Here is a 14,578-nt window from a genome sequence, read left to right as displayed (position 1 = left end):
GTATTATCCGCCGTACTGCCAAACCAACTTATAGTTATAGTGCTCAGCATCCAAGATAAAATCTGGGCTCACACTCGGGCTCCATGAGTCATCACCGCCGACCCCCATATGGAAACCATCTATATTGACCCAAACCCCCTGCTCCGCACGCAACAAATGGTTATGCGAGGTATCAGCCAATTGTTGCTGGCCATATTGGCTGAGGCCAAAGTGGAAATCCCCCTGCCACTGCCAGTGGCCAAAATTCAGTTGCCGAGTATTGCAACGCAATCCATTCTCCGTTGGGAAAATGTATGGCGTATGTAGCTCAGAAAGCGGTAACGTCCACCGCCCAAGCTGAGCGGAAAGCTGGCGGTCAGGGTAGTTTTCGTGTGGGCCTAACCCCAGCCACGTTGCATGTTCAGCAACCTCCGCAAGTTGGCAGCTCAAGCCAATCCGCGCCGGCGCTGGAATTCCATGGGCTACGTCAACGTTGACATCAATATGCAGTTTACCTAGGCGGTTAATCAAAAAGGTCTTGCGGCTGATAAACATGATGTTGTTTTGGTAGGTATAAGCATGGGCTGTGCAGATCTGCACGCCTTGGGAAATCGCATCAACTTCACATTGCAGTAAGCGCGTTTCTAGCGCGTACATACCAGCCCTCTTCCAACGTTCTACCCACGCATTAGGATCGATGTGGGCGGCATCGCTCACCCCAATGTCATTATCAAGCGGTGCACGGGTAAAGTTGTCGCGTAACGGCGTCAATAGAGCGGCTTTTTCACCCTGCCACCACTGCTCAAGCAAACCGGTTTGCCGATTGAACTGCCAGCGCTGTGTCCCCCACTCAATGCTGAAAGCGTCATTATGCTCGTTCAACCGAGGTGACTGCGCCTGAACGTCACTGTGGTCGGTTGGTAAGGTTAATGGTCGAGATAAACGCCACTGGTCCCAGGCACAACGATGATGTTCTTCAGACCATGCTGTTGCCTTGATTTGGCGAACCTCCACGTTCAACCACAGTTCACCGCTCTCTTTCAGTTCGGGAATGTCACCCAGTACGATTTTCTGTGTACCCTGCGCCGCTAATGACAGTTCAATCTCGCCCTGTGCAATAGCTTTCCCGTCCAAGGCTACATTCCAATAAAGCCGCTCGTTATCGCTGGTACGGAATAAATACTCACTGTTCACTTCAATCGTTAACGGCTGCTGTTCGAGCATTTGGAATTGATAAAACTGCTGGGCACGTTGCGCTTCAAACAGTGCCGGGTGCGGACTGCGATCGGGGAATACCAACCCGTTTAGACAAAATTGGCGGTCATTAGGCATATCACCGAAGTCGCCGCCGTAGGCCCAGTATGATTGACCATCATCGGCAAGACGCGTCAGACCTTGGTCGACCCAGTCCCAGACAAAGCCCCCCTGCAGTCGCGGATGTTTACGAAAAGCCTGCCAATAACGATCAAAACCGCCAAAGCTATTGCCCATGGCATGGGCGTACTCGCACAGGATCAGCGGACGCTGTTCGTCGGGTAAACCGATCCACTTGCTGATCGACCATTTGGGTACCGCTGGGAAGGGTTGATCCTGCTCAACCCTTGCGTACATCGGGCAGATAATATCCGTTGCGGCTGTGTTGGCTCCGCCGCCTTCATACTGTACCGGACGGGTAGGATCCTCGCTTTTTATCCAGCGGTACAGAGCATCATGGTTGCCCCCATGGCCAGATTCATTGCCCAATGACCAGATGATAATACAAGCGTGGTTACGGTCACGCTGCACCATGCGCGTAACGCGCTCGCTCATGGCGGGTAGCCAGAGCGGATCGTTGCTTAGCCGGTTCATCGGCCGCATGCCGTGGGTTTCAATATTAGCCTCATCCACTACATACAGACCGTAGCGATCGCACAGCTTGTACCACAGCGGGTGGTTAGGATAATGGGAACAGCGCACAGCGTTGAAATTATGCTGCTTCATCAGCAGGATATCCTGACGCATGGTGGCTTCATCCATGACTTGGCCATGCTCTGGATGGTGCTCATGGCGGTTGGTGCCACGTATCAATAGCGGCTGTCCGTTAAGTTTCAGTAAGCCGTTGCTGATCTCAACCTGTCGGAAACCCACATCATAGGCTTCAGCCTCCACCAATTCACCGGTTGGGGAGAGCAACTTGACCACTGCACGATACAGTGCTGGCGTCTCTGCACTCCACAAGGCGGGTTGATCCACCGACAAACGCAGGGTCGTACGCTCATCATAAGCGCCGCGCTCATCGATAATCTCGCTGCCGAAGTCCTGCATTTTCTCGGCGATCAGGGCATCTTTACGCCACAGTTGCACCTGCACCCGGTATTGTTGTGGCTGATGAGCTCGCACCTCTACCACCAACTCCCCTCGGCGGAAACTGTCGCTTAATGGCGTGGTAATAGTGATATCGCTCAGATGAGTGGCGGGTTTATGCAACAGGCTGACATCGCGGAAAATCCCGCTCATGCGCCACATATCCTGATCTTCCAGATAACTACCGTCGCACCAGCGTAATACCATCACCGCCAGCCGGTTTTCCCCTGGAACCAAAAAGTCGCTGAGATCGAATTCAGCAGGTAAACGGCTGTCTTGTGAATAGCCAACCCAATGACCATTGCACCACAGATAAAACGCAGAATTGACACCGTCGAAAATAATCCGGGTCTGCCCCTGCGATAGCCACCCATCATCGACATTAAATGTGAGCGAATAACATCCCGTAGGGTTTTCTACCGGAACGAAGGGGGGGTTAACCGGGATCGGATAGGTGACGTTGGTATAAATCGGTGCGTCATAGCCTGCCAATTGCCAGTTTGACGGCACCTGTATTTCATCAGCGTTGTCCAGATCGCTCTGTAGCCAAGTCTCCGGCACCCGTTCTGGCTGACTAAAATAGCTAAACTTCCAGGTCCCATTTAATGAAACAGACTGCGCTGAAGCTCTATCTTCTCTGGCATCTTCCTCATTGCGCCAACTTTGAAATGGCGGGTGTGCTGGTAGGCGACGGTATTGCGTACAGCCAGGATTTTCCCAGTCTCGACGAGATAAAACAGCGCTGAGTGATTTCCCTGTTTGAGATGCGTTCATGCTTCCCCTCCAAAATGTTATACGCTCACAATTAACAATAAAATGAACAGTACGCGTAGAGGTGTAAAGCAAATATCCTTGGGAAAGCGAGGTCAGTCACAAATTAAGCTCAGGGATCGCAACCGATCCCTGGCGTTGGCGGCTATTTTCCCTCGAGCGCGGAGATTTGGCGTGCGATACGCAGCAACTCCTGAGATAAAGTTTGCAGCGATACCTTCTCTTGATTCATAACCGCCGTTGTATGCCTTTGCACCAGACTGGTCGTCAAACGCAAAGAACCGGCATGAGGCACATGTCGCTCTTCCAGGCACTGAACCAGGCGTTTAACGCTTTCCTGCCCCAACATCCGAAAGTCCTGCTTAATGGTTGTCAGCGGGGGGTAATAATAAGCACTGTCTTCAGTATCATCGTAACCCACTACCGACATTTGCACCGGAATTTGCAACCCATACTCCTGCAGAGCACGCAGCACGCCTAACGCCATTTGATCGTTGGCAACCAATATCGCCGTTGGGTGTTTCGGCAAGCTCAGGATCTGCCCGGCAAGCTGATAACCGGAAGCCGCACTCCAATCGCCATGGAGCACCGAACAAGGCTTCAACTGACACTCCGCTAACGTAGTCAGCCACCCCTGATAGCGCAAACGCGCCGAAATCGAGACCAGCGGCCCGGTAATCAGTGCTATATCACGATGCCCAAGAGCAACGACATGTTCTACCCCTTGACGAGCCCCCTCATAGGGATCAAAAAGAATGCTGGAGACATCAGAATCAGGGTCGACGTCCAAAAACAGCGCAGGCACCTTGCCACAAACTTGTTCAATAGCGTGAGAATCTTCAGCGCAGAGAGAAACATTAATCAGTAATCCATCCACCCGCTGCGACAACAACTCATTTATCGCAGTGCGACAGGCCTGAACGCTAAGATCTTCCACCATGGAAATCACCACGTTAAATCCCATCTGGTTCGCCTGCGTTTTAATTGCCGAAGCGATTTGGGAAGGTGCGTGCAGCGCTAGTTCGGTGGTCGCCAGCCCTAGCGTAAAACTCTGTTTACCTGCAAGTTGCTGTGCGACACGGTTTGGTACGTAATTCAACGCAGCCATTGCTTGCTCGACCTTCGCGCGGGTTTTACCCGAAACGTGTTCAGCACGATTTAATACCCGCGACACGGTTTGATACGACACTCCGGAATAGTCGGCGACGTCATTCAGCGTGACAGATTTAGGCTTCATACAGTTTCTCGCGTCGATTAATTCAAATAAATCAAGCTAATGAGTGTTAATCATAGCAGCTTAAGAAGCTATTCAACCAGGCATTATTGGCGGCACGGCCTGAAGGTATTGATTTCAGGCCTTCGGGCATATAAAACGTGAACCCGTTAATCCCGCAACCCTTATTTTTTACTAAAAACTAATGAAAGTTCGCCGACATCACTTACAATGCCAGATAACGAAGTTTGCCGTTCAGGCTGTGAGATAAGGATAGATATGGCAACGCTGAAAGACATCGCGGCCGAAGCAGGAGTTTCATTGGCAACGGTCTCCCGGGTTTTGAATGACGATCCCACGCTCAACGTCAAAGAAGAGACCAAACATCGCATTCTGGAAATTGCCGAAAAGCTGGAATACAAGACCAGCAGTGCCAAAAAGCATCTGACTAACGCGGTGGTGCAACATCACGTGCTGGCGCTATACAGCTATAAGCAAGAGATGGAAATCAACGATCCTTACTACCTTTCCATCCGTCACGGCATCGAAACCCAGTGCGAAAGGTTGGGGATTGAACTCACCAACTGCTACAAAAACAACCAACTGCCGGATCTGAAAAAGATCACCGGCGTGCTGATCGTCAGTAAACCTGCGCCTGAGATCCTGCGTAAGGCCGCAGCGTTAACCGACAACATCTGCTTTATTGATTTTAATGAGCCCGGTTCCGAATACGACTCGGTAGATATCGATCTGGCAAAAATCAGCAAAGAGATCATCGACTTCTTTATTGAGCACGGAGCCAAACGCATCGGTTTTATCGGCGGTGCCGACGAGCCGAATAAAGCGGATATCCGCGAAGCGGCCTTTGTGGAATATGGGCGGCTGAAAGGCGTAGTCCGCGAGCAAGATATCTACCGTGGCGATTTCTCTAGCGCCTCCGGTTATGAGCTGGCGAAAAAGATGCTGGCAACCACGGATTACCCTTCCGCACTGTTTGTCGCCTCAGACTCCATTGCCATTGGGGTGTTGCGCAGCATTCATGAGTTGGGGTTGAAAATCCCACAGGACATCGCCCTGATCAGCGTGAACGATATCCCGACCGCGCGTTTCACCTTCCCACCGCTTTCTACCGTGCGTATCCACTCGGAAATGATGGGGATCCAAGGGGTCAACCTGCTGCTGGAGAAATTCCGTGATGGTCGTGCCCTGCCACTGCAGGTCTACGTGCCCAGCAAGTTAAAGCTGCGTGAAACCACCAAGTAACTGACGACTCAATTCTCGCCATGTAGGGGCGCCGTATGTGCGCCCGCTAAAGCACCTGTCTCGCATCCAAACGCCTGGTTATTAGTAAAATATACTAATAATTACGGGGTTTTTTACCTCGAAATCTGCCAATTTTTGCCACTAACCCACGCCTACCACACCAATTCTCCCTTCTTTTAACCCGATCACAGATCCACCAGCGCATCGGGCTTAAAGCGTGATCGAGTTAAAGTAAAACAAATTATTGGCTATATTTTAGTAAACATTTTACTAAAATCCATTCCAAGCATTGACGCATTCCATGCCAAGACTGCGACCTACAGCATTCAGATTAGGAGAGATGACGTGAATAATTGGGAGAACTTTCAACACCTGCATGAGAACCGAATGGCCCCCCGCGCCTACTTCTTCTCATATGACTCGCTTAAGCGTGCCCAAACCTTTCAGCGCGCCCTCAGCAGCCATTTTATGGCACTCAGCGGCCAATGGAGCTTTAACTACTTCACCAACCCGCTGCTGGTGCCCGAAGACTTTTATTCACAAAAGATGACTGACTGGGGCCAGATCACGGTGCCCAACATGTGGCAGATGGAAGGCCACGGCATCCTGCAATACACCGATGAGGGCTTCCCCTTCCCGATCGATGTCCCTTTCGTGCCGACAGACAACCCAACTGGCGCTTACCAACGTAGCTTTACACTAGGTGAACAGTGGAGTGGGAAACAGACCATCATCAAATTCGATGGGGTCGAGACCTATTTTGAAGTGTACGTCAACGGCCAGTATGTCGGCTTCAGCAAGGGCAGCCGCCTGACCGCCGAATTTGATATCTCCGGATACGTGCACTCCGGGGAAAACCTGCTCGCCGTGCGCGTCATGCAGTGGGCGGACTCGACCTATATTGAAGATCAGGATATGTGGTGGACTGCTGGCATTTTTCGCGATGTCTATCTGGTGGGCAAAGAGCCGGTTCACGTACAGGATCTGACCGTTCGCACCGATTTTGCCGATGACTACCAAAGCGCGACCCTGTCTTGCGCACTGGAGATCGAAAACCTGTCTGGCGCACCGCTAGCAGACTACGTGGTCGAGTATGCCCTGTTTGATAACGATAACCTCCTGGCGCAGCAGTGCCTAGGTGCACAAACGCAGACCCATTTTGCTATCAATCTGGCTTATCCAATCCATTGGTCAGCGGAAAACCCTTATCTCTATCAGCTGTATATCACGCTTAAAGACCAAAGCGGCACCGTGCTAGAAGTGATACCTCAACGCGTCGGGTTCCGCGATATCAAGGTGCGTGACGGCCTGTTCTACATCAACAACCAGTATGTGATGCTGCACGGCGTCAACCGCCATGATAACGACCATCTGAAAGGCCGTGCGGTAGGCATGGATCGCGTCGAAAAAGATCTGATCCTGATGAAACAGCACAATATCAACTCGGTACGTACCGCCCATTACCCTAACGACCCGCGCTTTTATGAGCTGTGCGACATTTACGGGCTGTTCGTGATGGCCGAAACCGACGTTGAAACCCACGGTTTTGCCAACGTGGGCGATCTGAGCCGCATCACCAACGATCCGGCCTGGGAAGCAGTATTCGTCGATCGCATCGTGCGCCACGTTCACGCGCAGAAGAACCATCCGTCGATCGTGATGTGGTCGCTGGGCAATGAGTCCGGTTACGGTTGCAACATCCATGCGATGTACCATGCCACCAAGGCCATCGACGATACCCGCCTGGTGCACTACGAAGAAGACCGCGACGCCGAGGTGGTGGATATCATTTCCACCATGTATACCCGCGCGCCGTTGATGAACGAGTTTGGTGAACACCCGCACGCCAAACCGCGCATCATCTGTGAATACGCGCACGCCATGGGCAATGGCCCCGGCGGCCTGACGGAATATCAGAACGTGTTTTACCAGCACGATCATATTCAGGGCCACTACGTTTGGGAGTGGTGCGATCACGGCATCCTGGCGCACGATGAGCAAGGCCAGGCGTTTTACAAATACGGCGGCGACTTCGGCGACTATCCGAACAACTACAACTTCTGCATGGACGGGCTGATCTTCCCGGATCAAACCCCAGGGCCAGGCCTGAAGGAGTACAAGCAGGTTATCGCGCCGGTGAAGATCCGTGCGCTTGAGCCTCGCCTTGGCACCTTCCTGGTCGAGAACAAGCTGTGGTTCACCAATCTGGATGATTACACCCTCACCGCCGAAATCCGCGCAGAAGGGGAAACGCTGGCAACGCTGCCTCTGCGGCTGAAAGATCTGGCGGCCAACTCTTCACGGGAAATCCGCCTTGAAATGCCTGAACTGGATGAGCGCGAAGCCTTTGTGAACTTCACCGTGCGCAAGAACTCCAGCACGCTGTACAGCCCGGCCAATCATGATATCGCGGTGTACCAGTTCCAGCTCAAAGAGAACACTGCGCAAACAGAAGCCTATACCAACCCCAACGCCCTGCCTCTACGGGTTGCGGAAAGCCGCCTGGCATACTGTATCAGCGGCCAGGACTTTACGCTGACCTTCTCCAAGGTGAACGGCAAGCTGACCTCCTGGATGAGCAACGGGGAAGAAATCATCGCCTCTGCTCCGGCGTTAAGCTTCTTCAAACCGATGATCGATAACCACAAACAGGAGTATCAAGGCTTGTGGGAGCCCGCTCATCTGCAAATCATGCAAGAGCACTTCCGCACATTGGACGTCGTTCAGGCCAATGGCCGCGTTGAAATCACCGTGACCAGCATCATCGCCCCGCCGGTCTTCGACTTCGGCATGCGCTGTTGCTACCGCTACCAGATCAATGCCGAAGGCCAGCTCAACGTGGAACTCAGCGGCGAGCGTTACGGCGATTACCCGTACGTGATCCCGGCCATCGGGCTGGGTATCGGCATTAACGGCGGCTTTGATCGGGTGAACTACTATGGCCGCGGCCCGGAAGAAAACTATCAGGACAGCCAGCAGGCCAACCTGATCGATATCTACCAGACCACGCTGGCCGAGATGTTCGAGCACTATCCGTTCCCACAAAACAACGGTAACCGCCAGCATGTGCGCTGGGCTGCGCTCACCAATCGTCACGGTACCGGCCTGCTGGTCAAACCGCAGCAACCGATCAATTTCAGCGCCTGGGAGTACACCAGCCAGAACCTGCATCAGGCGCAGCATACCAATGAGCTGCAACCAAGTGGATATATCACCCTCAACCTTGACCACCAAGTGATGGGGCTGGGTTCCAACTCTTGGGGCAGCGAAGTCCTCGACTCCTACCGGGTTTACATGGCGCCATTCCGCTATGGCCTGACCCTGATACCGCTGCAAGCCGGTGACGTCAGCGCACAGACGCTGGCCAACCATGACTTTGCCAATGACTTCTTCACTCCAACCACCAATGAGGCCTGATCCATGCACGTAATAGACAACCTGGAACAATTCAAAGTGGTTTACCGGGACGGGCGCAAATGGAACCGTTGTGTGGAAGCCATTGACAACATTGCCAATATCAAAGACGGCGTGATGCACTCCATCGGCGATACGCTGGTCTATATGATTGAAGACGGCGTCACCTGCAATCACTCGACCTTTGAAGGCAACCGTCGCTATTTCACCATCCATTACTACCTCGAGGGCGGCGAAACGGTGGAATTCGCGCAGAAATCAGCCCTCACCCCCGTTGAGGCCTACCGCGATGAAACCGACCGCGAATATCTGCAAGGCACCGGGCAAACCTGCGAATTACGTGCCGGGCAACTGGCGATTTTTGACAATCAGGAAGCCTACCGCTTCCACGGCGATAACCGGGTAAGAAAAGTGGTGCTGCGGGTCACCATTGAGGATGGCTACATGTTGAACAAGTGATCCTGCTGATTATGAAGCGAACCGGGCGGGAAATCACTCCCGCTCCATCCAGATTGAGTTCATCATTGATGTCGTTCATCGGAGGACGCTATGTCCGATTCTTTACGTGGCACGATTGGCAAGTTTGCCCTGTTGTCGATGACCTTTGCGGCGGTGTTCAACGTACGCAATATCGTCAACAACAACATTGAACTGGGCTTGAGTTCAGCCCCGGTATTTTTGTTTGCAACCCTGGTCTACTTCATTCCCTTTGTGTTTATTATCGCGGAGTTTGTGTCCGCCAATAAGAACTCCGAGTCGGGAATGTACGATTGGTTAAAACAGCCTCTGGGCACCCGAGCAGCCTATATGGGGTCGTTCCTGTATTGGTTCGTCAACCTGTTCTGGTTTGTATCACTGTTGCCCAACGTGATTGCCTATGCGTCGTACGCCATTATGGGCCGCGAATACGCCTTTTCCCCGGTGATGGTATCGATCATCTCAATCGTACTGTTTGCCGCCACCACCCATATTTCCACCAAGGGTGCCAGTTGGCTGGGCAAGATTGCCGAAGTCGTCGCCTATGGGGTGTTCGCCCTGTTTGCGATTTACGTGCTGGGAGCACTGATGGCGCTGAGCGGCGATCACGTCCCGGCGCAACCTATTACGCTGGAGGCGATGACACCGACGGTGAATTGGGCAACGTTGGGTATCATGTGCTGGATCTTCCAGGCGGCTGGCGGTGCGGAAACGGCGGCGGCCTATCTCAATGACGTCAAAGGGGGACAGAAGTCGTTTATCAAGGTGATTATCATTGCAGGTGCCGTGATCGGCGGGATGTATGCCGTCGGTTCCCTGCTGGTTAACGTGTTTGTCGCGCGTGAAAACCTGACCTACGCGGGCGGCATGGTGGAAATCTTCACCGGGATGGCCAAGTACTTCGGCATTTCCGAAACGCTGGTGGGCCGCCTGGTGGGCATCGTGCTGTTTATCGCCATTTTTGGTTCGATGATGATGTGGACCTCCGCGCCGGTGAAGATCCACTTCTCCGAGATCCCGAAAGGCGTTTACGGCCAGAAAACCACCGAGCTGAACAAACATGGCGTTCCGGTACGTGCTGCATGGTGGCAATTTGCCTTCGTGTTCGTGATGTTGGTGGTTAACGGCTTTGGTTCCGAATCGGTACAACAGATGATGAACACCGCGATCAACCTGACGGCGGGTACGGCGATGCTGCCGCCGATCTTTATCATGGTGGCCTACTTCGTGTTCCGCTGGAAGCATGACGATACGCCGCGCGAGTTCCGCATGGGGTCGCGCAAGTTCGGAATGGGCGTGGTTTCGGTGCTGATCACCATCTTTGTGGTCAGTATGACGGCATCGGCATTCCCGCCGGGGGTCGATCTGATGAAAGCCTTCTTTATCAACGTCTGTATGACCGCGGTGTTCTCGGCCCTGGCCTGGTGGTGGATTTCACGCTTCGAGGCCAAGCAGGTAAGAAATAAAGCGGCGCTGAGCGAGCAGTAAGCTACATAGGGGCGAACATCCACATGTTCGCCCCCTACATATCAAGGCATAAACGCCTGCAAACGCTGTATCTGCTGGCCGCCGGTACCAAAATTCTCGTCAGCCAGCCAACCTTCGAACGCACTACGCATCTGGGGCCAGTTTTGGTCGATCATGGCGAACCAGTCGGTATCCCGGTTGCGGCCCTTGGTGACCAACGCCTGCAAAAAGCGCCCTTCGTATTGGAACCCAAAGCGTTGCGCTGCCTGCCTGGAAGGCGCATTCAGGCTATCGCATTTCCATTCACAGCGGCGGTAGCCCAACTCGTCAAAGGTATGGCGCAGCATCAGGTAAATCGCCTCGGTGGCGCAGGAGCGCTGCTTCATCAGCGGTGACCAGCAGACGTGGCCAATTTCCAACACGCCGCTAGCCTCTTCAATCCGCATAAAGGCCACCGTGCCAACGGGCATATCGGTGGCTAAATCGAACACCACCAGATTCACCAGCGCCGGGTTGGCCTGCAGGTTTTCCAGATGCGCACGCAGTTCCTGCGGGCTATCCGGTCGCTCCCTCATCAGGTAAGTCCAGTCACGGCCATCTGGCGCTAGCTGGTAAGCCGCAAACAATGCGGCAAAGTCCCGCTCGGCATCCAACATCGCGAGGCGGCAAAACTTGCCCGCCAGCGTCACCTCCTGCGGCCGTGGCAAGGCATGCCATTGCGCCAAGGGTTCACCCACCGGCTGACCATATTGATTTATCGCCATAAAAGTATTCCGTCTGGTTGCTGCAAAAGCAGGTTCTCCACCGCAGCATATACCGATGTCAGATCGCATCATACAGACCAATTAACCCTAGCGACTAGACCAATCAGCCGAAGCTCGTTAGGCGTAATAGTCAAGGCTAATTGTTAATGAAATGATCTAAATCAAAAACAATGTGAAGAAAATGTTTTGAAACAGATGCTTTATTGTTTGTTTTAGCCACCAAGACTTAAACTTAGATCACCATACCAGTAGCTTGCTAATCATTATTGGTCATGGAACAGCAACTCCCTCTGCCCGTTACTGCCCAAGACAGCGGCGGTGCGTACCTGATTCGCACGCGGGCATTTCTGTGAAACATATTCAAGGTGGAACTATGTCACAACAGCACTCTTCTATACCGCCCAGGCGGAGCTTTCTTAAAAAGACTTTGGCGTTAATCCCACTGGCCGCAGCCGGAGGTACCGGCGTTCTGACGATGACGCCCCTGCCAGCCTCGGCGGCGGGTGTCTCCTCTCACTATGTTCCCGCTTATTTCAATAACGAAGAATGGCGCTTTCTGCTGGCGGCCTGCGATCGACTGATCCCCAGCGATAGCAATGGCCCCGGTGCCGTCGAAGAAGGCGTGCCGATCTTTATCGATAAGCAGATGGAAACGCCTTATGGTCACGGCGGCCTGTGGTATATGCATCCGCCGTTTGTCCCTTCGGCCCCTGAATTAGGCTATCAGTCCAAACTGACTCCGCGTGATACCTATCGCATTGGCATTCGCGGCCTCAATGCGCACTGCCAGCAGCAGTACCAGAAAGCCTTTGTGGATCTGGATCATGCCCAGCAAGATCAGATCCTGACGGCGTTGGAGAAAGGTGAGTTGGACTCCGAAGCCCTGCCCGGCAACGCCTTTTTCAGCCAACTGCTGCAAAACACCAAAGAGGGTTATCTGGCCGATCCACAGCACGGCGGTAACCAGTCGATGGCCTCATGGAAGCTGATCGGTTTCCCTGGTGCGCGGGCAGATTACACCGACTGGGTCGATCATCCCAATCAGGCTTATCCCCTTGGCCCGGTAAGTATCTCCAGCAAAAGGAATGCATAAATGAGCACGATAAAAAAGCCACCGGTAGACGTGGTGATTGTCGGATTTGGCTGGACCGGTGCCATTATGGGCATGGAACTGACCGAAACCGGCCTGAGCGTATTGGCACTGGAGCGCGGTGAGCAGCGCGATACCTACCCTGATTTTGCCTATCCACGGATTGCGGACGAATTGACCTATGGCATCCGCCTGAAACTCGAGCAGGAGATGGCGCACGAAACCGTCACCGTGCGGCACACGCCAGCGGATTTCGCCGTGCCTTATCGTCAGCTTGGATCCTTTTTGCCCGGCAACGGCGTTGGCGGTGCTGGCGTCCACTGGAACGGCATGCACTGGCGCGCCCTGCCCGCCGATCTGAAAATGCGTACCACAGTGACGGAAAAGTATGGCGACAAATGGGTGCCAGAAGGCATGTTGTTGCAGGATTACCCTCTCAGTTACACCGAGCTGGAGCCTTACTTCGATAAGTTCGAGAAGGTCTGTGGCACCGCAGGCAAAGCCGGTAACCTGCAAGGCAACATCGTCAAAGGCGGCAACCCGTTCGAAGGGCCACGCACTAGCGAATATCCCACTGCCCCCCTCAAGCAGCTCTATTCTGGTTCGCTGTTTGGCAAGGCGGCCGAGTCGCTCGGCTATCACCCGTTCAGCATTCCAGCAGCCAACTGCTCAGAGCCTTATACCAATCCCTACGGTGTGCAACTCGGTCCCTGTAACTACTGCGGTTACTGTGAGCGCTTCGGCTGCTTTATGTACTCCAAGGCCTCACCGCAAACCACCATTCTGCCGGTGCTGATGAAGCGGAAAAACTTCGAATTGCGCACCCAGTCGCAGGTTATCAAGGTCAATCTGGACAGCAGCGGCAAAAAGGCCACCGGTGTCACCTATGTCGACGCCCAGGGCCAGCAGATTGAACAACCGGCGGACCTGGTGATCCTCAGCGCCTTTCAGCTGCATAACGTGCGCCTGCTGCTGCTCTCCGGCATCGGTAAACCTTATGATCCCGTCACTGGCGAAGGGGTCGTTGGCAAGAACTACGCCTATCAGATGAACAGCGGCATTTCGCTATTTTACGATAAGGACACCCACTTCAACCCGTTCATCGGAGCCGGAGCCGCAGGCACGGTGATCGACGACCTCAACTCGGAAAACTTCGACCACGGCGAGTTGGGCTTTATCGGTGGTGCCTATATTTCCGCCACCCGCACCGGTGGCCGCCCGATCCAACAGATGTCATTACCGCCAGGAACGCCCACCTGGGGCAGTGGCTGGAAACAAGGCATCAAAGATAATTATCCGCACTCGATGAGCATTGGCTCTGAAGGCTCGGTGATGCCCTATCGCGACTGCTATCTCGATCTCGATCCCACCTATCGGGATGCCTATGGGCTACCGCTGCTGCGCATGACCTTCGACTGGAAGGCTAACGAGATCAAGATGACCCAACACATTACCAGCAAGATGGCGAACATCGCCAAAGCCATGGAGCCGAAGCAGATGGCGATTTCGGTGATGGGCAGCGGTTCGCACTATGACGTGCGCCCGTACCAATCCACCCACACTACCGGCGGGGCAATCACTGGCGACAACCCAAAAACCAGCGTGGTGAACAAGTACCTGCAATGCTGGGACGTGCCCAACGTGTTTGTCACCGGTGCCTGCGCCTTCCCGCAGAACCTGGCTTATAACCCCACCGGGATCGTCGGTGCGCTGGCCTATTATTCAGCGGAAGCGATCCGTAATCAGTATCTGAACAACCCCGGCCCGTTGGTTCAGGCCTGATACGCAAGGAGAAGA

General features: G+C 53.7%; 9 protein-coding genes. 6 read left to right on the top strand and 3 right to left on the bottom strand.

The window, feature by feature from the left end; all coding sequences use genetic code 11:
- Positions 1-3: 3 nt before the first annotated feature.
- Both IMQ33_RS03745 and IMQ33_RS03740 read right to left on the bottom strand, forming a co-directional pair.
- Positions 4-3,096 carry a beta-galactosidase gene (locus IMQ33_RS03745; RefSeq protein WP_196062967.1) on the bottom strand — a complete coding sequence of 1,031 codons (3,093 nt, stop codon included), beginning with the start codon at positions 3,094-3,096 and terminating at the stop codon, positions 4-6.
- 142 nt (positions 3,097-3,238) lie between these two features.
- Complete coding sequence (locus IMQ33_RS03740; protein WP_065685944.1) at positions 3,239-4,330, bottom strand: LacI family DNA-binding transcriptional regulator; 1,092 nt, start codon at positions 4,328-4,330, stop codon at positions 3,239-3,241.
- Positions 4,331-4,585: 255 nt separating this feature from the next.
- Here IMQ33_RS03740 and ebgR point away from each other — a divergent pair, with 255 nt between their 5' ends.
- From ebgR to IMQ33_RS03720, 4 genes are all read left to right on the top strand, one after another.
- Complete coding sequence (ebgR, locus tag IMQ33_RS03735; RefSeq protein ID WP_161711977.1) at positions 4,586-5,569, top strand: transcriptional regulator EbgR; 984 nt, start codon at positions 4,586-4,588, stop codon at positions 5,567-5,569.
- Between the two features lie 345 nt (positions 5,570-5,914).
- Entirely contained in the window at positions 5,915-8,986 is a 3,072-nt protein-coding gene (gene ebgA / locus IMQ33_RS03730; RefSeq protein ID WP_196062968.1) for a beta-galactosidase subunit alpha, read from the top strand.
- A gap of 3 nt (positions 8,987-8,989) precedes the next feature.
- Positions 8,990-9,442: a beta-galactosidase subunit beta gene (locus tag IMQ33_RS03725; protein ID WP_065685941.1), complete on the top strand. Its 453-nt coding sequence runs from the start codon at positions 8,990-8,992 to the stop codon at positions 9,440-9,442.
- Between the two features lie 90 nt (positions 9,443-9,532).
- On the top strand, positions 9,533-10,948 hold the full coding sequence (locus tag IMQ33_RS03720; RefSeq protein WP_024529944.1) for an amino acid permease: 1,416 nt from the start codon (positions 9,533-9,535) through the stop codon (positions 10,946-10,948).
- Positions 10,949-10,989: 41 nt separating this feature from the next.
- On the opposite strand, the gene IMQ33_RS03715 is transcribed toward IMQ33_RS03720, so the two are convergent.
- Complete coding sequence (locus tag IMQ33_RS03715) at positions 10,990-11,691, bottom strand: GNAT family N-acetyltransferase (RefSeq protein ID WP_196062969.1); 702 nt, start codon at positions 11,689-11,691, stop codon at positions 10,990-10,992.
- 373 nt (positions 11,692-12,064) lie between these two features.
- Here IMQ33_RS03715 and IMQ33_RS03710 point away from each other — a divergent pair, with 373 nt between their 5' ends.
- Both IMQ33_RS03710 and IMQ33_RS03705 read left to right on the top strand, forming a co-directional pair.
- Positions 12,065-12,784 carry a gluconate 2-dehydrogenase subunit 3 family protein gene (locus tag IMQ33_RS03710; RefSeq protein ID WP_161740952.1) on the top strand — a complete coding sequence of 240 codons (720 nt, stop codon included), beginning with the start codon at positions 12,065-12,067 and terminating at the stop codon, positions 12,782-12,784.
- Complete coding sequence (locus IMQ33_RS03705) at positions 12,785-14,563, top strand: GMC family oxidoreductase (RefSeq protein WP_065685938.1); 1,779 nt, start codon at positions 12,785-12,787, stop codon at positions 14,561-14,563. It abuts the gene before it with no gap.
- Positions 14,564-14,578: the final 15 nt, after the last annotated feature.

The organism is Serratia sp. Res13-Sevr-LER1-36-b, from assembly GCF_015673035.1.
GTDB classification, from domain to species: Bacteria; Pseudomonadota; Gammaproteobacteria; order Enterobacterales; family Enterobacteriaceae; genus Chania; species Chania fonticola_C.
The sequence above is the reverse complement of the archived record's forward strand: the minus strand, read 5'-3'. Positions and strand labels throughout refer to the sequence as shown.